Genomic DNA, 24,695 nt, shown 5'->3' with positions numbered 1-24,695 from the left:
GCTCAGTGTTAACACTGAGCGGGCTTTATGTCTGGCGAGGTTATACCCGCCGCACGGTTACTGTTTCGCGCCTTCTACCGCTTCACGCGCCAGTTTGGTGATACGGTCATAATCTCCCGCTTCCAGCGCATCCGCCGGCACCAGCCAGGAACCGCCGATGCACAGCACGCTTTTCAGCGCCAGGTAGTCACGGTAGTTTGCCGGAGAAATCCCACCCGTCGGGCAGAAACGCACATGCGCAAACGGACCAGCAATGGCCTGCAGCGCTTTGGTGCCGCCATTCGCTTCAGCCGGGAAGAATTTAAACTCTTTCAGACCGTAGTCCATGCCCAGCATCAGTTCAGAAACGGTGCTGATGCCCGGGATCAGCGGGATGGTTCCTTCAGTCGCCGCTTTCAGCAGCGGCTCGGTCAGACCCGGGCTAATGGCGAACTGCGCGCCAGCGGCGGTCACTTCCGCCAGTTGCTGCGGGTTCAACACAGTACCCGCACCGATGATCGCGTCCGGCACTTCTTTGGCAATCGCGCGGATAGCGTCAATGGCACAAGCGGTGCGCAGAGTCACTTCCAGAACGCGAACGCCACCGGCAACCAGCGCTTTCGCCATCGGCACCGCGTGTTCCAGTTTGTTCACTACGATTACCGGCACAACCGGGCCAGTTTTCAGGATTGTTTCCGCACTCGTTTTCCAGTTTTTCATCAGGTTTTTCTCTCGCCAGAACTAAAATCTTGTCGTCTTAAAAAGTGATACAGGTTGCGCCCTGCTCCGCACCGGAAAGTTTCTCCCGCAGTGCGCCAAACATTTCGCGCCCTGTGCCCACGCGCATCGCGCTCAGGTCAGGAATATGTGGCTGACGTGCGGCAAGTTCGTTTTCATCCACCAGCAGCGTTAATTCTCCCGTCTGCCCGTTGACCCGGATGATATCGCCATCACGCACTTTCGCCAGCAATCCACCATCAAAAGCCTCTGGTGTAACGTGGATTGCCGACGGCACTTTACCCGATGCACCTGAGAGCCGTCCATCGGTTACTAAAGCTATTTTGAAACGGCGGTCCAATAATACACCAAGTGGCGGCATGAGTTTATGTAATTCTGGCATTCCGTTCGCTTTCGGTCCCTGATGACGCACAACAACCACGCAATCGCGGTCCAGCAAACCCGCATCGAAGGCTGGCAACACGTCATGCTGGCTTTCAAAAACAATCGCCGGTGCTTCGATAACCTGATTTTCTACCGGTACGGCGGAGGTCTTCATGACCGCGCGCCCAAGATTACCGCTCAGTACTTTGGTGCCGCCGTGTCTGGAGAACGGTTTATCAAAGGTGGCAATGACATCGGCATCGAGCGAGGCGTCAGCGCCCGGACGCCAGTCAAGCTCGCCATTATTCAGCCACGGTTCGTTGGTGTAGCGAGTCAGACCAAAACCCGCCACCGTATTCACGTCTTCATGCAATAAACCGCCTTTGAGCAGTTCGCGCATCAGTACCGGAACCCCGCCCGCCGCCTGGAAGTGGTTAATGTCGGCCGGGCCATTCGGATAGAGACGCGCCAGCAACGGCACCACATCAGAAAGGTCAGAGAAATCATCCCAGTTGATAATGATGCCCGCCGCGCGAGCCATCGCCACCAGGTGCATGGTGTGGTTGGTTGAACCGCCCGTTGCCAGCAACGAAACGATACCGTTGACCACCACTTTCTCGTCAATCATCTTGCCAAGCGGCATCCATTCATTGCCATTGCCGGTGAGACGCGTTACCTGCCGGGCAGCCGCTTCTGTCAGCGCCTGTCGCAGTGGCGCATCCGGATGCACAAAAGAGGAACCCGGTAACTGCATACCCATAAATTCAATCACCATTTGGTTGGTGTTGGCCGTGCCATAGAAAGTACAGGTACCCGGCGCATGATACGAAGCGGCTTCAGATTCCAGCAGTGCCATGCGATCGACTTTGCCTTCAGCATAAAGCTGACGGATACGCACTTTTTCTTTGTTCGCCAGACCGCTAGCCATCGGGCCTGACGGCACGAACAGTGCAGGTAAATGACCAAATGAAAGCGCCGCCATTGCAAGGCCGGGAACAATTTTGTCACACACGCCGAGATACAACGCGCCATCAAACATGTTGTGCGAGAGGCCTACCGCGGCCGACATGGCGATAATTTCACGGCTGAGCAGTGAAAGCTCCATACCGTCCTGCCCCTGAGTAACGCCATCACACATCGCCGGTACGCCGCCGGCAACCTGCCCCACCGCATTAACAGAATGCAGCGCTTTACGAAGGATATCCGGGTAGGTCTCATAGGGCTGGTGCGCAGAAAGCATATCGTTGTAGGAGGTGATGATAGCGATGTTGTTACGCAACATGCTTTTGAGCGAGGCTTTATCGTCGGGCTGACAGGCGGCGAATCCGTGCGCCAGATTGCCGCATGCAAGCGATGAGCGGCGTACGGTGTTGCTTTTCGCCTGCTCAATGCGTGCAAGGTAGGCTGAGCGGGTTTCGCGCGAACGTTCAACAATACGATTTGTTACGCGTAACATATTCGGGTTCATAGAGGCTCCTGAAATTTATCTGTCCGGGGAAACAATGCGCACGGTATGAACGGTTTATCCTGCCAGCCCGAAAACACCGAAGTACTGCGCCCCAAAGGCAAAATCGCTTCAGCCAGTGTAATAAAAAAAGCCCCGCTGGTGAATCCAGTCGGGGCCTGAAAGATGAAAAATTGTCCTGATTTCTGTGTTAGATCATGTTACCGGTAAAATAACAGAGTCTGAACGGCAGCAAGGTTACTCAAACTCGTTCCAGGAACGGCCATCGCGGGTGATCATTGCTACAGACGCAACAGGTCCCCAAGTGCCCGCCTGATAAGGCTTCGGCGAGTCATTATCCGCAGCCCAGGCTTCGGTAATGGAGTCCACCCATTTCCACGCCTCTTCCACTTCATCACGACGCACAAACAGCGCCTGGATCCCACGCATGGTCTCCAGCAGCAAACGCTCGTAAGCATCTGCAAGGTGCGTCTGGTTAAAGGTTTCAGAGTAGCTGAGGTCAAGTTTGGTGATCTGCAGATTATGCTTGTGATCCAGGCCCGGCACTTTGTTAAGTACCTGAATATCCACGCCCTCATCCGGTTGCAGACGGATAGTCAGCTTGTTCTGCGGCAGATCCTGCCACGACTCTTTGAACAGATTCAGTTCCGGCGTTTTGAAGTACACGACAACTTCAGAGCATTTCGCCGGCAGACGTTTGCCGGTGCGCAGGTAGAACGGCACGCCAGCCCAGCGCCAGTTGTCGATATCCACGCGGATAGCAACAAACGTTTCGGTATTACTGGACTTGTTAGCGCCCTCTTCTTCCAGGTAGCCCGGCACTTTTTTGCCTTGCGCAAAACCAGCGGTGTACTGACCGCGTACGGTTTTTTCACGCACGTTGGTGCGGTCGATGCGACGCAATGACTTCAGCACCTTCACTTTCTCATCGCGAATGCTGTCAGCACTCAGGTCTGACGGCGGCGACATTGCAATCATGCACAGGATTTGCAGCAGGTGGTTCTGGATCATATCGCGCATTTGACCTGCCTGGTCAAAATAGCCCCAGCGACCTTCAATACCCACCTCTTCCGCCACGGTGATTTCCACGTGGTCGATGGTGCGATTATCCCAGTTGTTCACAAACAGGGAGTTGGCAAAACGCAGTGCCAGCAGGTTAAGCACCGTCTCTTTACCCAGGTAGTGGTCGATACGGTAAACCTGGCACTCTTCGAAATATTCACCCACCTGGTCGTTGATTTCCCGCGAGGTCGCCAGTGAGGTTCCCAGCGGTTTTTCCATCACCACGCGCGCCGGTTTGGCGTTCAGTTTGGCTTCGCCCAGTCCCTTACAGATGGCGCCGAAGGTGCTCGGCGGCATCGCAAAATAGTTGATGGTGGTGCGATTTTTTTGATCCAGCATGTCGCCAAGGCGTTTAAACGCAGCGGTGTCGTTAACATCAAGATTGCAGAAATCAAGACGGCCGCTGAGCTTGTCCCACAGGCTCTCGTCGATCTTCTCCTTCATGAAGGTTTCGAGCGCTTCACGGATCACCTGTGTATAAGCTTCTTTATCCCAGTCGGCGCGCCCGACGCCCAGGATACGTGTATCCGGGTGGATCTGACCCGCTTTTTCCAGTTGATACAGGGAAGGCAGCAATTTCCGGCGTGCGAGGTCGCCTTTCGCGCCGAAAATGACCAGGTCACACGCCTGGGCTGTTTGTATTACCGCCATGTCATTCTCCTCAGTTGGCTATCCTGGTACTTTAGCCAGGTCTTAGTTGTAATTTTATTACAGTACAATGTACTGCTTTTACGTCATTCCCGAAACTGTTAAGCCTTGTCAGGAAGTGCGTTATTTTGTTGTGACGAAAAATACGTTTTTTCGCCCTGAAAATGCTGGATGTTTGCCCAGGACGCAGCCGATAAAATCCGACGTTGATCAAGTAATGAAAAAAAACAACATCGTTTTTCACAACCGCTTACTTTTCTGCGACGCGCAGGGGTAATATCAGATTCAATCGCATCACGATTTCCCCTTGTGGAATCGTTTTACCATGAGCGCTTTATCACCCATGAATATGCTGGAAAAGATCCAGTCGCGACTGGAAAACCTTAGCAAATCCGAACGTAAAGTGGCGGAAGTGATCCTCGCAACGCCGGAGCAGTCCATTCACTCCAGTATTGCCGCGCTTGCGCAAGAAGCGGGGGTCAGCGAACCGACGGTGAACCGTTTCTGCCGCAGCCTCGATACGCGCGGTTTCCCTGATTTTAAACTGCATCTGGCGCAAAGTCTTGCCAACGGCACGCCTTATGTTAATCGCAATGTCGATGAAGATGACAGTGTAGAAGCCTACACCGGCAAAATCTTCGAATCGGCGATGGCCAGCCTCGATCACGTGCGCCAGTCGCTGGATATGGCGTCGGTAAACCGTGCCGTGGATTTACTGACCCAGGCGAAAAAAATTGCGTTTTTCGGTCTTGGCTCGTCCGCCGCCGTGGCGCACGATGCCATGAACAAATTTTTCCGCTTCAATGTTCCGGTGGTCTATTCCGACGACATTGTCCTGCAACGCATGAGTTGTATGAATTGTAGCGACGATGACGTGGTCGTGCTGATTTCACATACCGGGCGAACCAAAAACCTGGTCGAACTTGCGCAACTGGCGCGTGAAAACGACGCCATGGTCATTGCGCTGACCTCCGCCGGAACCCCGCTTGCGCGTGAAGCGACGCTTGCGATCACGCTGGATGTTCCGGAAGATACCGACATTTACATGCCCATGGTTTCCCGTCTTGCGCAACTGACGGTCATCGACGTGCTGGCAACCGGGTTCACGTTGCGCAGGGGAGCAAAATTCAGGGATAACTTGAAGCGAGTCAAAGAAGCACTGAAAGAATCGCGCTTTGATAAGGAGCTGCTTGTCAAAAGCGATAACCATTAATAGTTAATAATAAAGCGGTAACCTCTTACGCTGTTCGGCCAGACAAATTGCTCTTCACAGCAGGGCGATAGATGACCGAATTCATGTTCACGCAACACCAAGTTGTTTCAGTCAACGGAGTATTACATGTCCAGAAGGCTTCGCAGAACCAAAATCGTTACCACCTTAGGCCCGGCAACCGATCGCGATAACAACCTTGAGAAAGTTATTGCCGCCGGCGCTAACGTGGTGCGTATGAACTTCTCACACGGAACACCGGAAGATCATAAATTACGTGCCGACAAGGTGCGTGAGATTGCGGCAAAACTGGGACGTCATGTTGCTATCCTCGGCGACTTACAAGGGCCAAAAATTCGCGTTTCCACCTTTAAGGAAGGCAAAGTCTTCCTGAATATCGGTGATAAATTCCTGCTCGACGCCAACCTGGGTAAAGGTGAAGGCGACAAAGAAAAAGTCGGCATCGACTATAAAGGTCTGCCAGCTGATGTCGTGCCCGGCGATATCCTGCTGCTGGATGATGGTCGCGTGCAGCTCAAAGTGCTGGAAGTTCAGGGCATGAAAGTGTTCACCGAAGTCACCGTCGGCGGCCCGTTGTCCAACAATAAGGGCATCAACAAACTCGGTGGCGGTCTGTCCGCAGAAGCGCTGACGGATAAAGACAAAGCGGATATCGTTACCGCTGCGATGATCGGTGTTGATTACCTGGCCGTCTCCTTCCCGCGCTGCGGCGAAGATCTGAACTATGCGCGCCGCCTTGCGCGCGATGCAGGTTGTGATGCAAAAATCGTGGCAAAAGTTGAGCGTGCGGAAGCCGTTTGTAACCAGGAAGCGATGGATGATGTGATCCTCGCATCCGATGTGGTGATGGTTGCCCGCGGCGACCTCGGTGTTGAGATTGGCGACCCGGAGCTGGTGGGTATCCAGAAAGCGCTTATCCGTCGCGCCCGTCAGCTAAACCGCTCGGTGATCACCGCAACCCAGATGATGGAGTCAATGATCACCAACCCGATGCCAACCCGTGCGGAAGTGATGGACGTCGCCAACGCCGTCCTGGACGGCACCGATGCGGTCATGTTGTCTGCGGAAACTGCTGCCGGTCAGTACCCTTCTGAAACCGTTGCTGCGATGGCGCGCGTTTGCCTGGGCGCAGAGAAGATCCCCAGCATCAACGTCTCCAAACACCGCCTCGATATTCAGTTTGATAACGTGGAAGAAGCCATCGCGATGTCGGCGATGTATGCCGCGAACCACCTGAAGGGTGTAACCGCTATCATCACCATGACCGAATCAGGGCGTACGGCGCTGATGACGTCACGCATCAGTTCTGGTCTGCCGATTTTCGCCCTCTCCCGCCACGAACGTACGCTGAACCTGACCGCGTTGTACCGTGGTGTTACGCCGGTTTATTTCGATAGCTATACCGATGGCGTTGCCGCAGCCAACGATGCAGTTATCTTGCTGCGTGATAAAGGCTACCTGCTCTCCGGCGATCTGGTCATTGTGACTCAGGGCGATGTGATGAGCACCATCGGCACCACCAATACCACGCGTATTCTGACCGTCGAATAATGACCGTGTAGAATGCAAAAGGCCTCCCGTTTCAGGAGGCCTTTTTTATGCCGTTATTTTTTTGGATACAGCTCTTTGCGCCTGTACGGCTCGGTCTCGCCAGGTTTGCGCGTTTTCAGCAATTTCAGGATCCAGGTGTATTGTTCCGGATGCGGACCAACAAACACCTCCACCTCTTCATTCATCCGGCGGGCAATGGTGTTATCGTCTGCGGTCAGCAGATCGTCCATCGGCGGGCGCACCTGAACAATCAGACGATGCGTGCTGGCATCATACACCGGGAAAAGCGGCACCACGCGTGCGCGGCAGACTTTCATCAGACGACCAATGGCCGGCAACGTCGCTTTATAGGTGGCAAAGAAATCGACAAACTCACTCTGTTCCGGGCCGTGATCCTGGTCCGGAAGATAATAGCCCCAGTACCCCTGACGTACAGACTGGATAAAAGGTTTGATACCGTCATTACGTGCGTGCAGACGCCCGCCAAAACGGCGGCGCACCGTGTTCCACACGTAGTCGTACACTTTATTGCCCTGATTGTGGAACATCGCCGCCATTTTCTGCCCCTGCGATGCCAGCAACATTGCCGGAATATCCACGCCCCAGCCATGCGGAACCAGAAAAATCACTTTCTCATCGTTGCGGCGCAACGCATCAATGATCTCTTTTCCCTGCCACTCCACACGCGGTAAGATTTTTTCCGGGCCGCGAATCGCCAGTTCGGCCATCAATACCATGGCCTGCGGCGCGGTGGCGAACATCTCGTCGATGATCGCTTCCCTTTCCGCTTCGCTTTTTTCCGGAAAGCAGTAATACAAATTGATTTGCGCCCGACGACGCGCGCTTTTACCGAATTTCCCCGCCAGTCGCCCCAGCTTACCCAGCAGCGGATCGCGCAGTGAAGGGGGGATCATCGCCACGCCAGCAAATGCCAGCACGCCCAGCCACGCGCCCCAGTTGCGCGGATGCCGGAATTCAGGTTCGAATTCCGGAATGTATTCACCGTTATTTTTTTTCGTTTCCATGCATCTTCCGCAGGCCAGACATCAAGTCAGAAAAGATAATCAGATAGTGTAGCGAGCCGTTATCTTTCACACAAAAGAAAAAGCCGACGCGGTTAAGGCATCGGCTTTATACGCACATTTCTTAGGCGAATCAGTCGAAACCGAGCTGCGGTACAACCTCTTTCACCTGTGCCAGGTAATCTTTACGATCCGACCCTGTCAGCCCTTCCGTCCTTGGTAACTTCGCCGTTAACGGGTTTACCGCCTGTTGGTTGATCCACACTTCATAATGCAGATGCGGACCCGTAGACCGCCCGGTATTACCGGAGAGCGCAATACGATCGCCACGTTTCACTTTCTGCCCGTCTTTCACCAGCAGTTTACGCAGGTGCATATAGCGTGTGGTGTAGGTTCGACCGTGGCGGATAGCGACATAATAGCCTGCCGCGCCGCTACGCTTCGCCACAACCACTTCACCGTCGCCCACAGACAACACAGGCGTACCCTGTGGCATGGCGAAATCGACGCCTTTATGTGGCGCAACACGGCCGGTTACCGGGTTCAGACGGCGCGGGTTAAAATTCGACGAAACGCGGAACTGTTTCGAGGTCGGGAAGCGCATGAAACCTTTCGCCAGCCCGGTGCCGTTGCGGTCATAGAACTTACCGTCTTCAGCACGGATAGCGTAATAATCTTTGCCGTCTGAGCGCAGACGCACGCCCACAAGCTGACTCTGCTCCTGCTTACCCTCCAGCATCTCGCGGGACATCAGCACAGAGAACTCATCCCCTTTTTTCAGCTTACGGAAATCCATCTGCCACTGCATGGCTTTGATCACTGAGCTAATTTCACTATTGGTCAGCCCGGCGTCGCGCGCGCTGGCGACAAAACTCCCGCCAACGGTGCCTTTCATCGCCGTATTCACCCAGTCGCCCTGTTGCAGCTCACTGCTCATTTTGAACGCACCGCTTTCGGTACGATCGTATGTGCGGGTTTCACGACGCGACATCTCCCAGGTCAGGCGTTGCAGATCGCCATCCGCGGTTAATGTCCAGGAAAGTTGCTGACCAATTTTCAGGTTGCGCAACTCTTTATCCGCATCGGCAAGCTGACTGATATCGCCCATATCAATGCCGTATTGATTGAGGATACTGCTCAGGGTATCGCCTGTAGAAACCACATATTCATGCACGCCAGCATCGCTGGCGGTTTTGTCATCCAGGTCATCCTGCGGGATATCTTCCACTTCGTCAGGCATGGTCTGATCGATAGGTTCGCTGGCTTCGGGCAGCAGAGAACGGATTTCGTTCTTTTTGAGTTCAATGGTTTTGACGATCGGCGCGGAAGTCGCTTCCGGGTGATAAACATAAGGCCGCCAGACAGCGACCGTAAGAGTGAGAACGGTAAGCGACCCCAGCATGACGCGATGGGGCCGCGGTAAATTGTTAAATGCCAGGGCGACAGAGCGGGCTATCTGTTGCACGTATTCACTTCCTCGTTATTCTCCTTTCAGGCAGCTCGCATACTGGTTAGACAGTTGGGCAAGGAACTGCGGATAGCTCTCTTTGCCTAACTTGATACTGATCCCGAGTGGATCCAACGTCCCCATTCGAACGGATGTCCCTCTGGCAACAGCTTCAACGACCGCTGGCCTGAACTGTGGCTCAGCAAAAACGCAGGTTGCTTTTTGCTCAACCAACTGTGTTCTGATTTCATGTAAACGCTGCGCACCGGGTTGAATTTCGGGGTTGACGGTAAAATGGCCGAGTGGTGTCAGCCCGTAGTGTTTTTCAAAGTAACCGTAGGCGTCATGAAAAACGAAATACCCTTTCCCTTTCAGCGGTGCCAGCTCGTCTCCGACCTGTTTATCGGCCCGGGCTAATGATGCCTCAAATGCCTGCAGGTTGGCGTCCAGCTTTGCTCGACTTTGCGGCATAACTTCCACTAATTTATCGTGGATTGCAACCGCTGACAGCCGCGCTATCTCTGGCGAGAGCCACAGGTGCATGTTGTAATCGCCATGATGGTGATGTTCGTCACTTTTTTCGCCTTCATGGGAATCACCTTCGTGATCATGCTCGTCGTCGTCAGCCCCTTTCATGAGTAGCGTTTTCACGCCGTCAAGTTCCGCCATTGTCACTCTTTTATTCGCCGGAATTTGCTGCGCGGACTTCGCCATAAACGCTTCCATATCCGGTCCGACCCAAAAGACTAAGTCCGCGTTCTGTAAGCGTTTTACATCAGACGGGCGGAGTGAATAATCATGCTCAGAGGCACCATCGGGTAGCAAAACTTCCGTCGTGGTGACGCCATCTGCAATGGCCGAAGCAATAAAACCCAGCGGCTTTAACGAGGTTACGACGGCAGCGTTAGCAGTTTGTGCTGCCCCGCCGAGGAGAGCAGCGGATAACGCTGCGCAAAGAAGCGTATTTTTATGTAACATAATGCGACTAGTGATCGTAATGAGTATGTGGGATGTGATATTATAACATTCGACAACTTGTGCAACCCCTTAAATGCTATGACGAATCTTGTAACGCTCGAAAAAGTCACCGTCGCGTTTGGCCAATGGCGCGTTTTATCTGACATTTCGCTTAAATTATGCCCCGGTAAAATTCTGACCTTGCTCGGTCCTAATGGCGCGGGCAAATCCACGCTGGTGCGTGTGGTGCTTGGGTTGGTAGCACCCGATGCCGGGGTGATCAAGCGCGACAAAAACCTGCGTATCGGCTATGTGCCGCAAAAATTACAGCTGGACACGACCCTGCCGCTGACCGTGGGGCGTTTTCTGCGCCTGCGTCCGGGCACACGCAAAGACGAGATCATTCCGGCACTGAAACGGGTGCAGGCTGCCCATCTGGTTGAGGCGCCAATGCAAAAACTTTCCGGCGGGGAAACTCAGCGTGTATTGCTTGCCCGCGCATTGCTTAACCGCCCGCAATTACTGGTGCTTGATGAGCCCACTCAGGGTGTGGACGTCAACGGGCAGGTCGCGCTGTATGATCTGATCGACCAGCTTCGTAAAGAGCTGGATTGTGCCGTACTGATGGTGTCGCACGACCTGCATCTGGTGATGGCGAAAACCGATGAAGTACTGTGTCTGAATCATCACATCTGCTGTTCCGGTACGCCGGAAGTTGTCTCAATGCACCCGGAGTTTATCTCCATGTTTGGCCAGCGTGGTGCCGAACAGCTCGGCATCTATCGCCATAACCATAACCACCGCCACGATTTACAGGGACGCATTGTATTGCGCCAGGGTAATGGACGCTCATGATTGAATTATTACTGCCCGGCTGGTTTGCCGGGATTATGCTGGCCTGCGCCGCCGGGCCGCTGGGCTCATTTGTGGTCTGGCGTCGGATGTCCTATTTCGGCGATACGCTGGCGCATGCCTCTTTGCTGGGTGTGGCATTTGGTTTTCTGCTGGATGTAAATCCTTTTTATGCCGTTATCGCCGTGACGCTGTTACTGGCAGCCGGTCTGGTTTGGCTGGAGAAACGCCCGCATCTGGCGATCGACACGCTGCTCGGTATCATGGCGCACAGTGCGCTGTCGCTGGGTCTGGTCGTGGTCAGCCTGATGTCGAATATCCGCGTCGATCTGATGGCATATCTGTTCGGTGACCTGCTGGCAGTCACACCGGAGGATTTACTTGCTATCGCGCTCGGCGTGGCGATCGTTCTGGGGATTTTACTCTGGCAGTGGCGCAATTTGCTGTCGATGACCATCAGCCCCGAACTGGCCTTTGTCGATGGCGTAAAACTGCAGCGCGTAAAACTGTTGCTGATGCTGGTTACCGCCCTGACCATCGGTGTGGCGATGAAATTTGTCGGCGCGCTGATTATTACATCGCTGCTGATTATCCCCGCCGCCACCGCACGCCGTTTCGCCCGCACGCCGGAACAAATGGCGGGCGTGGCGGTAGGTATCGGAATGATTGCGGTGACGGGGGGACTGGCTTTCTCCGCGCTGTACGATACCCCGGCGGGCCCATCCGTGGTGCTGTGCGCTGCGCTACTGTTTATCTGCAGTATGATGAAGAAAACCGCCAGTTGAATGGTGTGCCGGGAGCGATGCGTTATGCTCCCGGTATTCAGCTTTACGGCATTTCCGGCGGCGTAATACCGAAGTGATTCCACGCTCTGACCGTTGCCATTCTTCCGCGCGGAGTACGTTGTAAAAAGCCCTGCTGGATGAGATACGGCTCCAGCACGTCTTCGATGGTTTCCCGCTCTTCACCAATGGCCGCCGCCAGGTTATCCAGACCAACCGGCCCGCCGAAGAACTTATCAATCACCGCCAGCAGCAGTTTGCGATCCATATAATCAAACCCTTCGGCATCCACATTCAACATATCGAGCGCCTGGGCGGCAATGTCAGCCGAAATATCGCCGTTATGCTTCACCTCGGCGAAATCACGCACCCGACGCAAAAGGCGGTTCGCGATACGTGGCGTACCACGCGAGCGACGCGCCACTTCCAGTGCACCTTCATCGCTCATTTCCAGCCCCATAAACCGCGCGCTGCGCCCCACAATGTGCTGCAAATCCGCCACCTGGTAAAACTCCAGACGCTGCACAATACCGAAACGATCGCGCAACGGAGAGGTCAGCGAGCCCGCACGGGTTGTCGCGCCAATCAGGGTAAACGGCGGTAAATCAATTTTGATTGAGCGCGCCGCCGGGCCTTCGCCAATCATAATATCCAGCTGATAATCCTCCATCGCCGGATAGAGCACCTCTTCCACAACGGGTGAAAGACGGTGGATTTCATCAATAAACAACACGTCGTGTGGTTCAAGATTCGTCAGCATCGCCGCCAGATCGCCCGCTTTTTCCAGTACCGGACCGGACGTTGTGCGCAGGTTCACGCCCATTTCGTTCGCCACAATATTGGCCAGCGTGGTTTTCCCTAAGCCTGGCGGGCCGAAGATCAGCAGATGGTCCAGCGCATCGCCGCGCAGTTTAGCCGCCTGGATAAAAATCTCCATTTGCGAACGCACCTGCGGTTGACCAATATACTCGTCGAGCATTTTCGGACGAATAGCGCGATCCGCGACCTCTTCTATGTTGCTACTGGCAGGCGCCACCAGACGGTCTGCTTCAATCATCCTCTACCTCACAACGCCGCGCGCAGCGCTTCACGGATCAGGGTTTCACTGTTAGCGTCCGGACGGGCGATTTTGCTGATCATCCGGCTGGCTTCCTGTGGTTTATAGCCCAGCGCCACCAGCGCGGCAACCGCTTCTTGCTCCGCATCGTCCGTCGCCGGGCTTGCCGGCGAAGCCAGCACCAGGTCAGCAGCAGGCGTGAACAGATCGCCATGCAGACCTTTAAAGCGGTCTTTCATTTCCACGATCAGGCGCTCAGCGGTTTTCTTGCCAATACCTGGCAATTTGATGAGTGCGGCGGGATCTTCACGCTCGACCGCGTTGACAAACTGCTGCGCCGACATGCCAGAGAGGATCGCCAGCGCCAGTTTCGGCCCGACGCCGTTGGTTTTTATCAGCTCGCGAAACAGCGTCCGTTCCTGTTTATTGTTAAAACCGAACAGCAGTTGCGCATCTTCACGCACCACGAAATGAGTAAAGACAATGGCCTCTTTACCGGCATCCGGTAACTCGTAAAAACAGGTCATTGGCATATGGACTTCATACCCCACCCCTCCTGCTTCCAGCACCACTAACGGGGGTTGTTTTTCGACAATAATGCCTCTGAGTCTGCCTATCACGTGACGCTCCTGCGCTAAGGGCTGAAGTTGTAATGCTGTATCATAAAAAAAGGCTGGATAGATATCCAGCCGAATATACAGGAAAAGCGCGAGCGCGATTCAGGAATTCGCGTAATACGCGGCGTCTGCAAGGTCCGTAAGTAAATCACGCTGCTCAGGTTGCCAGCCCAGAACGTTGCGGGTGCGCTCGCTGGACGCCGCCATTTCCGTGGCAGCAAAGGCGGCGAACCAGCCAAAATGTTCCGCACCGCGTGATTCCGCTGGTATCCCGAGCATACTGCCTATGGCGAAAGCGATGTCGTGCATCGGGATCCCCTCTTCCGCCACGGCATGGTAAACCGACTGTGTGACACCCGTTTCCAGCGCCAGCCGGTACACCTTTGCCGCATCCAGTCGGTGAACTGCTGCCCAGCGGTTTTCCCCGTTTCCCGGCCAGGCAGCGACGCCGTTTTTTTTCGCCAGTGCAATCAGGTTCGGCACAAAGCCATGATCGCCAATGCCATGAACCGTTGGAGCGAGACGAATGCTGGCGGTGCGTACGCCTTTTTCCGCCAGCGCCTGTGCGGCCTGTTCCGTACGGCGCAGGTATTCGGGTCCCGTGCCCGGTTTATCGTCTTCCGTTGCCAGACGCCCTTGCACCAGCCTCGCAAGGCCGGAAGTTACCAGCAACGGGCGTTCGCTCCCCAATAAAGCCTCGCCCAGGACCTCAATGGCACGCTGGTCCTGCGCGCAGTTATCCGCAAAACGGGAGAAGTCATGATTGAAAGCCGTGTGGATCACCGCATCCGCCTTTGCTGCGACATCAAACAGCAGTTGATGGTCATCCAGCGTCCCGTATACCGCCTTCCCCCCGGCGTTCAGTAATGCCAGCGCTTTGCCCGGGTTCCGCGCCAGTCCGCTCACCTGGTGCCCGGCAGCCAGTAATTCCGCCGCCACTGTTGCGCCAACCCAACCGGTAGCGCCTGTCAGAAAAACATGCATGCGTGTGTCTCCTTATGTTGACTCGCGCTGTTATCCTGATGAATATCCATAACGGAGAAAAGTAGTGACATTATCGTGGTATAAGGACTAACAGGATGCAAAGCGTGACTCAGCCGAAAGATCTCGGTCAGTACCTGAAATCCCGCCGCGCGCAGCTTGATCCTCTCGCGCTGGGTTTCCATACCGCGCGCAGGCGCACGCCCGGGCTGCGTCGGGAGGAAGTGGCGCATCTGGCCTGTATCAGCGCGACATGGTACACATGGCTTGAGCAGGGACGTGGCGGTACGCCTTCCGCAGAAGTACTGGAGCGAATTTGCCAGGCGCTACGCCTCTCTGAGCGTGAGCGCGAACATGTGTTTCACCTTGGGCTTGGGCGAGCGCCCGGCGTGCATTACAACCCGACGGGAACCGTGAGCGAACGCCTGCAAAAGGTGCTGGATCATATGCCGCTCAGCCCGGCGATGATCCGTAACGCCACCTGGGATGTGGTGGCATGGAATAAAGCGGCTACGGTGGTACTGGCGGATTACCCCTCCCTCCCCCCGCAGCAGCGCAATATCTTGCGGCGCATGTTTCTGGAGCCTCATGTGCGTGCCATGCAAACGGATTGGCATGGCCTGACGCGTTTTCTGGTGGCGGCCTTTCGCGCTGATGCAACCCGTGCCGGCGCTTCCGCTGAGATCCGTCCGTTGATCGAGGAACTGAGCGCCGCTTCACCGGAGTTTGCCCGGCTATGGCAGAGTAATGATATCGAGGAGATGGCGGAAGGGACGAAGATCCTGCTGCACGGTCATGTTGGCAGGCTGTCGCTTGAGTACTCGAGTTTTTCCGTTGAGGGGCAACCCGATCTGACGATGGTGGTCTATAACCCTTCCAGCGAAGAAGATGCGCAAAAAATCAGTTCGCTGTTATAAAAAAAGCGCCAGCATGAGGCGCTTTTCAACGTAATCTTCCGCGCGCCAGATTAAGCCGGGAACTGCTTACCTGTAAGGCATTCTGGCTAACATGGCAGTGGGTAATGGCGATCGCCAGCGCATCGGCGGCATCCGCCTGCGGGTTAGCGGGCAGTTTCAGCAAGGTACGCACCATATGCTGCACCTGGCTCTTTTCCGCGCTACCGATGCCAACAACCGTCTGTTTCACCTGACGGGCGGCATATTCGAATACCGGTAACGCCTGATTCACAGCAGCAACAATCGCCACGCCGCGCGCCTGTCCCAGCTTGAGCGCCGAGTCGGCGTTTTTCGCCATAAACACCTGTTCGATGGCAAAAAAATCGGGCTGAAACTGGGTGATAATTTCCGTCACGCCTGCATAAATCAGCTTCAGACGCGACGGTAAATCGTCCACTTTTGTCCGGATACAGCCGCTACCAAGATAGGTTAACTGCCGCCCGGTCTGGCGGATCACCCCATAGCCGGTGACGCGTGACCCCGGGTCGATACCGAGAATAATCGCCATCATGCGTCTCCGGTTTTATGCGGATTAAGCGACATCAGAGCGTCGCTGCGACCTCATCAGAGATCTCACCGTTATGGTAAACTTCCTGCACGTCGTCGCAATCTTCCAGCATATCGATCAGACGCAGCAGTTTCGGCGCTGTTTCTGCATCCATGTCCGCTTTGGTAGACGGGATCATAGACACTTCCGCGTTGTCGGCTTTCAGACCAGCCGCTTCCAGCGCGTCGCGCACGGCACCCATCTCTTCCCACGCGGTGTAAACGTCAATTGCGCCGTCATCAAAGGTCACCACATCTTCTGCACCGGCTTCCAGCGCCGCTTCCATGATGGTGTCTTCGTCGCCCGCTTCAAAGGAGATCACCCCTTTTTTGCTGAACAGGTAAGCCACAGAACCATCAGTGCCGAGATTACCACCGCATTTGCTGAACGCGTGACGCACTTCGGCAACGGTACGGTTACGGTTGTCACTCAGGCATTCCACCATCACCGCGGTGCCGCCAGGGCCGTAACCTTCATAAATGATGGTTTCCATGTTCGCGTCGTCATCACCGCCGACGCCGCGTGCAATGGCGCGGTTCAGGGTGTCACGGGTCATGTTGTTGCCCAGTGCTTTATCCACTGCCGCACGCAAACGCGGGTTGGAGCCGATATCGCCGCCACCCAGACGCGCTGCCGTGACCAGCTCACGAATGATTTTGGTGAAGATCTTACCGCGCTTGGCATCCTGTGCTGCTTTGCGGTGTTTGGTGTTGGCCCATTTACTATGACCTGCCATAAAAAACTCTCCAAGAAACCGCCCGATCAGGCGGTATGAATTACAAACTCTTCAATCGCCTCCCGGTTGCTCCACGACTTGGTTAATGCAGCCGCTTGCGGCGCATCAACCCAGCGGTAGGCCAGATGTTCGCTAAAAACAATCTGCCGCTCGTGTGGCAACGCGAGACAAAACCAGGACTCGCTGTTATGCGTAATGCCTGGTGCGTAGCGATGACGTAAATGACTAAAAATTTCATACTCCACCGTGCGCTGACAGTCGACTAAGGTCAGTTGCTCAAGAGCAATATCGATGTCGACCTCTTCCTTTACTTCACGCACAGCGGCCTGCAACGCGGTTTCCCCTGCTTCCAGGCTGCCGGTTACCGACTGCCAGAAATCGGGATCGTCGCGTCGCTGCAGCATCAGCACCCGTTTCGAATCCTGCGCGTAAATCACGACCAGCACGGAAACGGGATGCTTAAATGGCATGTTACTTATTCTCCGCAGACTCTTTTTTCAGTACCGCAATACCCAACTCAGCCAGCGCCGCCGGATTGGCGAAGCTCGGTGCTTCGGTCATCAGACACGCAGCCGCCGTCGTTTTCGGGAAGGCGATAACGTCACGGATATTGTCCGTGCCGGTCAGCAACATGGTCAGGCGATCCAGGCCAAACGCCAGGCCTGCGTGCGGCGGCGTACCGTATTTCAGCGCGTCCAGCAGGAAGCCAAACTTCTCACGCTGTTCCTGATCGTTAATGCCCAGAATACCGAACACGGTCTGCTGCATTTCGCCGTTGTGGATACGCACGGAACCGCCGCCCACTTCATAACCGTTAATGACCATATCGTAGGCGTTGGCAACGGCATCTTCCGGCGCTGCTTTCAGCTCTGCGGCAGACATGTCTTTCGGCGAGGTGAACGGGTGGTGCATTGCCGTCAGACCGCCTTCACCGTCATCTTCAAACATTGGGAAATCAATCACCCACAGCGGCGCCCATTTGGCTTCGTCGGTCAGGTTCAGATCTTTGCCCACCTTCAGACGCAGCGCGCCCAGCGCATCGGCAACCACTTTTTTGTGATCCGCGCCGAAGAAAACCATATCGCCATCTTGTGCGCCAGTGCGTGCCAGGATTGCGTTGACGATATCGGCATTGAGGAACTTCGCCACCGGGCTGGTGATGCCTTCCAGGCCTTTTGCCGCTTCATTGACCTTAATATAGGCCAGACCTTTCGCGCCGTAGATTTCGATAAATTTGCCGTAGTCGTCAATCTGTTTACGGCTGATCTGTGCGCCGCCTGGCACACGCAGCGCGGCAACGCGACCTTTTGCGTCGTTCGCCGGACCGGAGAAGACTTTAAACTCAACCTCTTTGAGCAGGTCAGCAACGTCCACCAGTTCCATCGGGTTACGCAGATCCGGTTTATCGGAACCGTAACGACGTTCGGCTTCAGCAAAGGTCATGATCGGGAAGCCACCCAGATCCACGCCTTTGATTTCCAGCCACAACTGGCGAACCAGTGCTTCCATCACTTCACGCACCTGCGGCGCGGTCATAAAGGAGGTTTCCACATCGATCTGGGTGAATTCCGGCTGGCGGTCAGCACGCAGGTCTTCGTCGCGGAAGCATTTTACGATCTGATAGTAGCGGTCAAAACCGGACATCATCAGCAGCTGTTTGAACAACTGAGGGGACTGCGGCAGCGCGTAGAATTTGCCTTTATGCACACGGCTTGGCACGAGGTAGTCGCGCGCGCCTTCCGGCGTGGCTTTGGTCAGCATCGGGGTTTCGATGTCGAGGAAGCCATGGTCATCCATAAAGCGACGGACAAAGCTGGTGATTTTCGCACGCGTTTTCAGGCGCTGAGCCATTTCCGGACGACGCAAATCGAGATAGCGGTATTTCAGACGCGCTTCTTCAGTGTTGACGTGGTTGGAGTCGAGCGGCAAGGCTTCGGCGCGGTTGATAATGTTCAGCGCAGTCGCGAACACTTCCACTTCGCCGGTAGCCATATCTTTGTTGACGTTTTTCGCATCGCGGGCGCGTACGGTGCCGGTAATCTGAATGCAGAACTCATTACGCAGTTCGGAAGCGAGCTGGAACGCATCCTGATGGTCCGGGTCGAAAAACACCTGCACGATGCCTTCACGATCGCGCATATCAATAAAGATAAGGCTACCGAGGTCACGACGACGATTGACCCACCCACAAAGCGTTACTTGCTGTCCCACATGGGACTGATTGAGCTGCCCGCAATATACTGTACGCATGAGATATCCCTTAATTAGCTGCGTGCGACCCGTCACCTGCGGTGCAGGCGCTTAGGTAGCAGCTATTTTCGTATGTCACAACTGGATGAAAAAAGGGGGCTATTATACTGGAAATTCTGCCTGACGATAAGCCCGCGACTGACTGTACGCGCGTTTGCTGCGCGCTTATTGCGCATTCTCACAAAATTTAACAAAATTTGTAAACCGCGCGCGACGCCAGAACGCGTAAGGTAGCTACCGACGTCATTCATTTTTCAGGAGTTATTATGCTGGAACTCAACGCTGAGAAAACCGCGCTGGTGGTGATCGATTTGCAGGAAGGCATTCTGCCTTTCGCCGGTGGCCCGCACACCGCGCAGGATGTGGTACAGCGCGCCGCTGTGCTGGCGGAAACATTTCGCGCCAAAGGCGCGCCGGTCGTGCTGGTGCGCGTGGGCTGGTCAGCCGATTTCGCCGAAGCGCTGAAACAACCGGTAGATGCGCCAGCCGGTGGTCACGCTCTGCCCGCTAACTGGTGGGATTACCCGCTCACGCTGGGTAAAAAAGCGAGTGACATCGAAGTGACGAAACGTCAGTGGGGCGCGTTCTACGGCACCGAGCTGGAGTTGCAATTACGCCGTCGCGGCATTGACACCATTGTGCTGTGCGGTATTTCGACCAATATTGGCGTCGAGTCCACCGCCCGTAATGCCTGGGAACTCGGCTTCTCGCTGGTGATCGCAGAAGATGCCTGCAGCGCGGGCAGCAGCGAACAGCATCACGGCAGCATCACCCACATTTTCCCGCGTATTGGCCGTGTTCGCAGCACAGATGAGATCGTCAACGCATTATGATTTACATCGGCCTGCCGCAATGGTCGCACCCGAAATGGGTGCGCCTTGGCATCACCAGTCTCGAAGAGTATGCCCGGCATTTTAATTGCGTCGAAGGCAATACCACGCTCTACGCACTGCCCAAAGCAGAGGTGGTGAGCCGCTGGCGCGATCAAACCACCGACGATTTTCGCTTCTGCTTTAAATTTCCTGCGACCATTTCCCACCAGGCTGCGCTGCGCAACTGCGCCGACCTGACCACGGAATTCTTTACCCGCCTGTCGCCGCTGGCAAACCGTATTGGTCAGTACTGGATCCAGTTGCCTGCCGCGTTCGGCCCGCAGGATTTACCTGCGCTGTGGGCTTTTATTGACACCCTTCCGGCCACATTCACCTATGGGGTTGAAGTCCGCCATCCGGCTTTTTTTGCCAAAGGCGAGGACGAAAAAGCGCTGAACCAGGGGCTCCATGCCCGCGGCGTCAATCGGGTGATCCTGGATAGCCGCCCGGTGCACAGCGCCGTTGCGCACAGTGAAGCCGTTAAAGAAGCACAGCGTAAAAAACCCAAAGTTCCGGTGCATGCGCTGGTCACCGCTAACAACCCGCTGGTGCGTTTTATCGGCAGCGATAATATGCAACAAAACCGTGAATTGTTTGCAGTATGGCTAAGCAAATTGCCGCTCTGGGAACAAACCACCACGCCCTATCTCTTTTTACACACGCCGGATATTGCCCAGGCGCCGGAACTGGTGGAAACACTGTGGCAGGATTTATATACAGTACTGCCCTCCATTGGCGACGCGCCCGCCATTCCCCGGCAATCTTCTCTTTTTTGAATGAACCACCTATCATTGTTAAGCGGTCACCAGAGCCTTAAAGGGAGTTTGTATGGTTAGCGCGCTTTATGCCGTGTTGGGTGCGTTGTTACTGCTGAAGTTTTCATTTGATGTGGTCCGCCTGCGTATGCAGTATCGCGTGAGCTATGGGGATGGCGGATTTAGCGAGCTACAAAGCGCGATTCGTATCCATGGCAACGCGGTGGAGTACATCCCCATCGCGCTCATCCTGCTGCTCTTTATGGAGATGGACGGCGCGCAAACCTGGATAGTGCATGTTTGCGGGCTGCTGCTGATCGCGGGTCGCCTGATGCATTATTATGGCTACTATCATCGGCTGTTCCGCTGGCGTCGTTCCGGCATGAGCGCCACCTGGTGTTCACTGGTGCTTATGGTGCTGGTAAACCTGTGGTATATGCCCTGGGAGTTGGTTTTCTCCCTGCATTAGCGCACAATACGCCCCTTTGTTTTCCCGGATATTTACACTATGTCTCACCGCGACACGCTTTTTTCCGCGCCTATCGCCAGCCTGGGCGACTGGACTTTTGATGAACGGGTAGCTGAAGTCTTCCCGGATATGATCCAGCGTTCCGTACCGGGTTACTCCAATATTATCTCGATGATCGGCATGCTGGCGGAGCGCTTCGTGCAGCCCACTACGCAGGTCTACGATCTGGGTTGTTCACTGGGTGCCGCTACGCTCTCCGTACGCCGTAATATTGCACAGCCTGAATGCAAAATTATCGCGGTGGACAACTCCCCGGCGATGGTCGAACGTTGCCGTCGCCATATTGATGCCTATAAAGCCCCGACACCGGTCAGCGTTATTGAAGGCGATATCCGCGATATTCCAATCGAAAACGCCTCGATGGTCGTGCTCAATTTTACCCTGCAATTTCTCGAACCCGACGATCGTCTGGTGCTGTTGAAGAAGATCCACCAGGGGCTGAACCCCGGTGGCGCACTGGTGCTGTCGGAGAAATTCAGCTTTGAAGACGACGTCGTCGGCGAACTGCTGTTCAACATGCACCATGACTTCAAACGTGCAAACGGTTACAGCGAGCTGGAGATCAGCCAGAAGCGCAGCATGCTGGAAAACGTCATGTTAACGGACTCCGTTGAAACGCATAAAACACGCCTGCGCGCCGCCGGTTTTGAACACAGCGAGCTGTGGTTCCAGTGCTTTAACTTTGGCTCTCTGGTGGCCCTGAAGGCGGATGCGGCATGATTGAGTTTGGTCGTTTTTATCAGCAAATAGCCGTGGGTCCCTTAGCTCACTGGCTGGATACCCTGCCCCCTCAACTCTCCGCCTGGCAGCGTGAAGCACTGCACGGGCAGTTTAAACAGTGGAATAACGCCGTTGAGTTTTTGCCTCTTATCACACCGGCAGAACGGGATTTGGTTCATGGCGTGAGTGCGACCAGCGCTGAACCACTGAGCGCGGGGCAACTGAAAGGGATGGAAACCCTGCTGCGCAATCTGATGCCATGGCGCAAAGGGCCGTTTTCACTCTATGGTATTGATATCGATACCGAATGGCGTTCCGACTGGAAATGGGAACGCGTTCTGCCGCATCTCTCTGATTTAACCGGGCGCACTATCCTCGATGTTGGATGCGGTAGCGGCTATCACCTGTGGCGCATGATTGGCGCGGGCGCATCGCTGGCGGTGGGGATAGACCCCACGCAACTGTTCTTATGTCAGTTTGAAGCAGTGCGTAAATTGCTTGGCGACGATCGCCGCGCCCATTTGTTACCGCTGGGAATCGAACAACTGCCGGCGCTCAACGCCTTTGACACCGTCTTTTCGATGGGCGTGCTCTATCATCGCCGCTCACCGCTGGAACATCTGTGGCAGTTAAAAGATCAACTGGTGAAAGAGGGTGAACTGGTACTGGAAACGCTGGTGATCGAAGGTGATGAGCATGCCGTTCTGGTGCCAGGCGATCGCTATGCGCAGATGCGCAACGTCTACTTTATTCCTTCCGCGCTGGCGCTGAAAAACTGGCTGGAGAAATGCGGTTTTGTCGACGTGCGTATCGCCGATATGAGTGTTACCAGTACCGATGAGCAACGGCGCACGTCATGGATGACCAGCGAATCGCTGGCGGATTTCCTCGACCCGGCGGACAACACAAAAACCATTGAAGGTTATCCTGCTCCGCTGCGCGCTGTACTGATCGCCCGTAAGCCGTAAGACAATAAATATCCTCCGGCATAGCCGGAGGTTTTTCAGATGCGCCTGTAAGGCTCTGTTATCAGCCGCGCCCTAACAGGCGCATACGATCTGACATTTGCATCAAACTTCGTTACTTACGGCCCGTAAACGGGCTACCCGGATAAGGGATCGATAACTGCTCGCCCATTTTATCCTCTTCAAGCTGGTGCTTTATGTATTCCTGTATCTTCGCCGTGTTCTTCCCTACCGTATCTACGTAATATCCCCGGCACCAGAATTCCCTGTTCCTGTATTTGAATTTCAGATCTCCAAACTGCTCATAAAGCATCAGACTGCTTTTCCCTTTCAGATATCCCATAAAGCCGGATACGCTCATTTTGGGCGGGATTTCCACAAGCATATGGATATGATCTGCGCAGCATTCCGCTTCCAGGATCCGTACGTTTTTCCACTCACACAGCTTTCTTAAAATGCTGCCTATCGCCAGGCGTTTCTCTCCGCAGAACGTCTGTCTTCGGTATTTTGGCGCAAAAACTATGTGATATTTACAGTTCCATCGGGTGTGCGCTAAGCTCTTTTCGTCCCCCATCGGGACCCCCTTTTGATTTCTTGTTGAACTTTTGCAGTTGCCAGACCGCAAGGTGTTTTAACAAATCAAAAGGGGTTTTAATAACTGGCTTAAAGCTGAAAGCTTTCCGGAACCCCCAGCCTAGCTGGGGGTTTTCTATAGATAAAAAAAGGCCCCTGTTAATGGCAGGGGCCTGGTACGAGCAAGCATCACATTGGGCGACATGATGCGCGGTAAAAACGGGTTTCAGTGGCGATAATCAACCATCATTTGCTTCATCAACGCCACGGCATTTCCGTCAACGCCATAGCGGGCGTATTCATCCGCACTGGCATCGGAAGACATCGACAATCCCTTATTGCGATAACGCATCGGCGACGCTGTCCAGCAACCTGCCGAGCTATGCACCTCTTTCACACCCGCGGTGAGAAACAGTGAGAGGTTATCCGGGCGCACCCCTGCGCCTGCCATAATGATTGGAGCACCGGACCGGGCATTAAGTTCCGTGATTAATGAAAGTCCTTTTTCCGCCGATGCCTGTTGCCCCGAAGTCAGAATGCGTGAAACGCCTAATTCCGCCAATGAATCAAATGCTTGTACAGGATCGGCGCACATATCAAAAGCCCGATGAAAAGTGACCGCCATCCCTTGCGCCGCGCTCATCACCTCACGCATTCGCGCCATATCAACATCACCGTCCTCATTAAGAACGCCGGTGACAAGGCCAGGAAAGCCGAGCTGATGGAGAAAGTGAATATCATCGAGCATGGCGGCAAACTCATCCTGGCGATAGCAAAAATCACCGCCGCGCGGCCGCACTATCGGATGCACCGGAATCGTCACCGCCTGGCGAATGCTTTTCAGCGTGCCATATGACGGGGTTAAGCCCCCTTCCTTCGGCGCGGCACAAAATTCAATGCGATCTGCGCCGGACTGCTGGGCGATTACCGCGTCTTCGACGCCATAACAACAAATTTCCAGTATGCTCATCTCTCCTCCCTTTTCTTTATCATGGCATGCTTCGTTCAGCCGGGTTCTGCGCGCCTTCACAGGCTGGTGT

25 protein-coding genes are annotated in these 24,695 nt (G+C 54.8%); 10 read left to right on the top strand and 15 right to left on the bottom strand.

The window, feature by feature from the left end; translation table 11 throughout:
- Positions 1-57 precede the first annotated feature (57 nt).
- The 3 genes from kdgA to zwf all read right to left on the bottom strand — a co-directional run bounded on the left by kdgA (position 58) and on the right by zwf (position 4,258).
- Positions 58-699, bottom strand: a complete 642-nt coding sequence (gene kdgA / locus N7922_RS10500) for a bifunctional 4-hydroxy-2-oxoglutarate aldolase/2-dehydro-3-deoxy-phosphogluconate aldolase (RefSeq protein ID WP_263100475.1) — start codon at positions 697-699, stop codon at positions 58-60.
- A gap of 37 nt (positions 700-736) precedes the next feature.
- On the bottom strand, positions 737-2,548 hold the full coding sequence (gene edd / locus N7922_RS10495) for a phosphogluconate dehydratase (protein ID WP_263100474.1): 1,812 nt from the start codon (positions 2,546-2,548) through the stop codon (positions 737-739).
- A gap of 234 nt (positions 2,549-2,782) precedes the next feature.
- Positions 2,783-4,258, bottom strand: coding sequence for a glucose-6-phosphate dehydrogenase (gene zwf / locus N7922_RS10490; RefSeq protein WP_061496682.1), 1,476 nt, complete (start codon positions 4,256-4,258; stop codon positions 2,783-2,785).
- Positions 4,259-4,598: 340 nt separating this feature from the next.
- On the opposite strand from zwf, the gene N7922_RS10485 reads away from it, so the two are divergent.
- On the top strand, positions 4,599-5,468 hold the full coding sequence (locus N7922_RS10485) for a MurR/RpiR family transcriptional regulator (protein WP_263100885.1): 870 nt from the start codon (positions 4,599-4,601) through the stop codon (positions 5,466-5,468).
- Positions 5,469-5,594: 126 nt separating this feature from the next.
- Positions 5,595-7,037 (top strand): pyruvate kinase, encoded by a 1,443-nt coding sequence (gene pyk, locus N7922_RS10480; protein ID WP_263100473.1) that lies wholly within the window; start codon positions 5,595-5,597, stop codon positions 7,035-7,037.
- A gap of 53 nt (positions 7,038-7,090) precedes the next feature.
- On the opposite strand, the gene lpxM is transcribed toward pyk, so the two are convergent.
- The 3 genes from lpxM to znuA all read right to left on the bottom strand — a co-directional run bounded on the left by lpxM (position 7,091) and on the right by znuA (position 10,484).
- The gene (gene lpxM / locus N7922_RS10475; protein WP_263100472.1) at positions 7,091-8,062 is read right to left on the bottom strand and encodes a lauroyl-Kdo(2)-lipid IV(A) myristoyltransferase; all 972 of its coding nucleotides are present in this window, start codon (positions 8,060-8,062) and stop codon (positions 7,091-7,093) included.
- A 130-nt stretch (positions 8,063-8,192) separates the two neighbouring features.
- Positions 8,193-9,524, bottom strand: coding sequence for a murein DD-endopeptidase MepM (mepM, locus tag N7922_RS10470; protein WP_263100471.1), 1,332 nt, complete (start codon positions 9,522-9,524; stop codon positions 8,193-8,195).
- A 15-nt stretch (positions 9,525-9,539) separates the two neighbouring features.
- Positions 9,540-10,484, bottom strand: coding sequence for a zinc ABC transporter substrate-binding protein ZnuA (gene znuA / locus N7922_RS10465; protein ID WP_263100470.1), 945 nt, complete (start codon positions 10,482-10,484; stop codon positions 9,540-9,542).
- A gap of 78 nt (positions 10,485-10,562) precedes the next feature.
- Between znuA and znuC the strand changes: the two genes are divergently transcribed.
- Positions 10,563-11,318 (top strand): zinc ABC transporter ATP-binding protein ZnuC, encoded by a 756-nt coding sequence (znuC, locus tag N7922_RS10460; protein ID WP_263100469.1) that lies wholly within the window; start codon positions 10,563-10,565, stop codon positions 11,316-11,318.
- On the top strand, positions 11,315-12,100 hold the full coding sequence (gene znuB / locus N7922_RS10455) for a zinc ABC transporter permease subunit ZnuB (protein ID WP_263100468.1): 786 nt from the start codon (positions 11,315-11,317) through the stop codon (positions 12,098-12,100). Before znuC ends, znuB begins: the two co-directional genes overlap by 4 nt.
- 43 nt (positions 12,101-12,143) lie before the next feature.
- Here znuB and ruvB read toward each other — a convergent pair whose 3' ends face one another.
- The 3 genes from ruvB to N7922_RS10440 all read right to left on the bottom strand — a co-directional run bounded on the left by ruvB (position 12,144) and on the right by N7922_RS10440 (position 14,755).
- Positions 12,144-13,154 carry a Holliday junction branch migration DNA helicase RuvB gene (ruvB, locus tag N7922_RS10450; RefSeq protein WP_263100467.1) on the bottom strand — a complete coding sequence of 337 codons (1,011 nt, stop codon included), beginning with the start codon at positions 13,152-13,154 and terminating at the stop codon, positions 12,144-12,146.
- 8 nt (positions 13,155-13,162) lie between these two features.
- The gene (ruvA, locus tag N7922_RS10445; protein WP_263100466.1) at positions 13,163-13,774 is read right to left on the bottom strand and encodes a Holliday junction branch migration protein RuvA; all 612 of its coding nucleotides are present in this window, start codon (positions 13,772-13,774) and stop codon (positions 13,163-13,165) included.
- Positions 13,775-13,873: 99 nt separating this feature from the next.
- Positions 13,874-14,755: an SDR family oxidoreductase gene (locus N7922_RS10440; protein ID WP_263100465.1), complete on the bottom strand. Its 882-nt coding sequence runs from the start codon at positions 14,753-14,755 to the stop codon at positions 13,874-13,876.
- A 95-nt stretch (positions 14,756-14,850) separates the two neighbouring features.
- On the opposite strand from N7922_RS10440, the gene N7922_RS10435 reads away from it, so the two are divergent.
- Complete coding sequence (locus N7922_RS10435; RefSeq protein ID WP_263100464.1) at positions 14,851-15,669, top strand: helix-turn-helix transcriptional regulator; 819 nt, start codon at positions 14,851-14,853, stop codon at positions 15,667-15,669.
- Between the two features lie 25 nt (positions 15,670-15,694).
- Here the strand turns inward: N7922_RS10435 and ruvC are convergent, their stop codons facing one another.
- The 4 genes from ruvC to aspS are packed head-to-tail and all read right to left on the bottom strand — an operon-like array spanning position 15,695 to position 19,241.
- Complete coding sequence (gene ruvC, locus N7922_RS10430) at positions 15,695-16,216, bottom strand: crossover junction endodeoxyribonuclease RuvC (protein ID WP_061496707.1); 522 nt, start codon at positions 16,214-16,216, stop codon at positions 15,695-15,697.
- A 34-nt stretch (positions 16,217-16,250) separates the two neighbouring features.
- A complete protein-coding gene (locus tag N7922_RS10425; RefSeq protein WP_263100463.1) occupies positions 16,251-16,991 on the bottom strand; it encodes a YebC/PmpR family DNA-binding transcriptional regulator in 741 nt (246 codons plus the stop codon).
- 26 nt (positions 16,992-17,017) lie between these two features.
- The gene (nudB, locus tag N7922_RS10420; protein WP_411554197.1) at positions 17,018-17,461 is read right to left on the bottom strand and encodes a dihydroneopterin triphosphate diphosphatase; all 444 of its coding nucleotides are present in this window, start codon (positions 17,459-17,461) and stop codon (positions 17,018-17,020) included.
- Position 17,462: 1 nt separating this feature from the next.
- Positions 17,463-19,241 (bottom strand): aspartate--tRNA ligase, encoded by a 1,779-nt coding sequence (aspS, locus tag N7922_RS10415; protein WP_263100462.1) that lies wholly within the window; start codon positions 19,239-19,241, stop codon positions 17,463-17,465.
- A gap of 266 nt (positions 19,242-19,507) precedes the next feature.
- On the opposite strand from aspS, the gene N7922_RS10410 reads away from it, so the two are divergent.
- From N7922_RS10410 to cmoB, 5 genes are read left to right on the top strand one after another with little or no spacing between them, the layout of a single operon-like run.
- A complete protein-coding gene (locus tag N7922_RS10410) occupies positions 19,508-20,074 on the top strand; it encodes a hydrolase (RefSeq protein ID WP_263100461.1) in 567 nt (188 codons plus the stop codon).
- Positions 20,071-20,889, top strand: a complete 819-nt coding sequence (locus tag N7922_RS10405; RefSeq protein ID WP_263100460.1) for a DUF72 domain-containing protein — start codon at positions 20,071-20,073, stop codon at positions 20,887-20,889. The genes N7922_RS10410 and N7922_RS10405 overlap by 4 nt, the downstream gene beginning before the upstream one ends.
- 52 nt (positions 20,890-20,941) lie before the next feature.
- Entirely contained in the window at positions 20,942-21,337 is a 396-nt protein-coding gene (locus tag N7922_RS10400) for an MAPEG family protein (protein ID WP_263100459.1), read from the top strand.
- Between the two features lie 39 nt (positions 21,338-21,376).
- Positions 21,377-22,117 carry a carboxy-S-adenosyl-L-methionine synthase CmoA gene (cmoA, locus tag N7922_RS10395; protein ID WP_263100458.1) on the top strand — a complete coding sequence of 247 codons (741 nt, stop codon included), beginning with the start codon at positions 21,377-21,379 and terminating at the stop codon, positions 22,115-22,117.
- Positions 22,114-23,085: a tRNA 5-methoxyuridine(34)/uridine 5-oxyacetic acid(34) synthase CmoB gene (gene cmoB, locus N7922_RS10390; RefSeq protein WP_263100457.1), complete on the top strand. Its 972-nt coding sequence runs from the start codon at positions 22,114-22,116 to the stop codon at positions 23,083-23,085. Before cmoA ends, cmoB begins: the two co-directional genes overlap by 4 nt.
- A 112-nt stretch (positions 23,086-23,197) precedes the next feature.
- Here cmoB and tnpA read toward each other — a convergent pair whose 3' ends face one another.
- Together tnpA and cutC are read right to left on the bottom strand one after the other, a co-directional pair.
- Positions 23,198-23,656, bottom strand: a complete 459-nt coding sequence (gene tnpA, locus N7922_RS10385; protein ID WP_263098108.1) for an IS200/IS605 family transposase — start codon at positions 23,654-23,656, stop codon at positions 23,198-23,200.
- A 225-nt stretch (positions 23,657-23,881) separates the two neighbouring features.
- Positions 23,882-24,625, bottom strand: a complete 744-nt coding sequence (gene cutC / locus N7922_RS10380) for a copper homeostasis protein CutC (protein ID WP_263100456.1) — start codon at positions 24,623-24,625, stop codon at positions 23,882-23,884.
- Positions 24,626-24,695 lie beyond the last annotated feature (70 nt).

The organism is Kosakonia sp. ML.JS2a (assembly GCF_025642095.1).
Taxonomy (GTDB): Bacteria; Pseudomonadota; Gammaproteobacteria; order Enterobacterales; family Enterobacteriaceae.
The sequence above is the reverse complement of the archived record's forward strand: the minus strand, read 5'-3'. Positions and strand labels throughout refer to the sequence as shown.

What these genes read in the sequence shown, in the direction of transcription:
- lpxM (WP_263100472.1), bottom strand. Translation starts at nt 8,062, where the DNA reads ATGGAAACGAAAAAAAATAACGGTGAATACATTCCGGAATTCGAACCT.
- N7922_RS10440 (WP_263100465.1), bottom strand. Translation starts at nt 14,755, where the DNA reads ATGCATGTTTTTCTGACAGGCGCTACCGGTTGGGTTGGCGCAACAGTG.
- pyk (WP_263100473.1), top strand. Translation starts at nt 5,595, where the DNA reads ATGTCCAGAAGGCTTCGCAGAACCAAAATCGTTACCACCTTAGGCCCG.
- edd (WP_263100474.1), bottom strand. Translation starts at nt 2,548, where the DNA reads ATGAACCCGAATATGTTACGCGTAACAAATCGTATTGTTGAACGTTCG.
- tnpA (WP_263098108.1), bottom strand. Translation starts at nt 23,656, where the DNA reads ATGGGGGACGAAAAGAGCTTAGCGCACACCCGATGGAACTGTAAATAT.
- zwf (WP_061496682.1), bottom strand. Translation starts at nt 4,258, where the DNA reads ATGGCGGTAATACAAACAGCCCAGGCGTGTGACCTGGTCATTTTCGGC.
- ruvB (WP_263100467.1), bottom strand. Translation starts at nt 13,154, where the DNA reads ATGATTGAAGCAGACCGTCTGGTGGCGCCTGCCAGTAGCAACATAGAA.
- znuC (WP_263100469.1), top strand. Translation starts at nt 10,563, where the DNA reads ATGACGAATCTTGTAACGCTCGAAAAAGTCACCGTCGCGTTTGGCCAA.
- N7922_RS10485 (WP_263100885.1), top strand. Translation starts at nt 4,599, where the DNA reads ATGAATATGCTGGAAAAGATCCAGTCGCGACTGGAAAACCTTAGCAAA.
- cmoB (WP_263100457.1), top strand. Translation starts at nt 22,114, where the DNA reads ATGATTGAGTTTGGTCGTTTTTATCAGCAAATAGCCGTGGGTCCCTTA.
- ruvC (WP_061496707.1), bottom strand. Translation starts at nt 16,216, where the DNA reads ATGGCGATTATTCTCGGTATCGACCCGGGGTCACGCGTCACCGGCTAT.
- znuA (WP_263100470.1), bottom strand. Translation starts at nt 10,484, where the DNA reads ATGTTACATAAAAATACGCTTCTTTGCGCAGCGTTATCCGCTGCTCTC.
- N7922_RS10405 (WP_263100460.1), top strand. Translation starts at nt 20,071, where the DNA reads ATGATTTACATCGGCCTGCCGCAATGGTCGCACCCGAAATGGGTGCGC.
- kdgA (WP_263100475.1), bottom strand. Translation starts at nt 699, where the DNA reads ATGAAAAACTGGAAAACGAGTGCGGAAACAATCCTGAAAACTGGCCCG.
- N7922_RS10425 (WP_263100463.1), bottom strand. Translation starts at nt 16,991, where the DNA reads ATGGCAGGTCATAGTAAATGGGCCAACACCAAACACCGCAAAGCAGCA.
- N7922_RS10410 (WP_263100461.1), top strand. Translation starts at nt 19,508, where the DNA reads ATGCTGGAACTCAACGCTGAGAAAACCGCGCTGGTGGTGATCGATTTG.
- nudB (WP_411554197.1), bottom strand. Translation starts at nt 17,461, where the DNA reads ATGCCATTTAAGCATCCCGTTTCCGTGCTGGTCGTGATTTACGCGCAG.
- N7922_RS10400 (WP_263100459.1), top strand. Translation starts at nt 20,942, where the DNA reads ATGGTTAGCGCGCTTTATGCCGTGTTGGGTGCGTTGTTACTGCTGAAG.
- aspS (WP_263100462.1), bottom strand. Translation starts at nt 19,241, where the DNA reads ATGCGTACAGTATATTGCGGGCAGCTCAATCAGTCCCATGTGGGACAG.
- znuB (WP_263100468.1), top strand. Translation starts at nt 11,315, where the DNA reads ATGATTGAATTATTACTGCCCGGCTGGTTTGCCGGGATTATGCTGGCC.
- cutC (WP_263100456.1), bottom strand. Translation starts at nt 24,625, where the DNA reads ATGAGCATACTGGAAATTTGTTGTTATGGCGTCGAAGACGCGGTAATC.
- N7922_RS10435 (WP_263100464.1), top strand. Translation starts at nt 14,851, where the DNA reads ATGCAAAGCGTGACTCAGCCGAAAGATCTCGGTCAGTACCTGAAATCC.
- cmoA (WP_263100458.1), top strand. Translation starts at nt 21,377, where the DNA reads ATGTCTCACCGCGACACGCTTTTTTCCGCGCCTATCGCCAGCCTGGGC.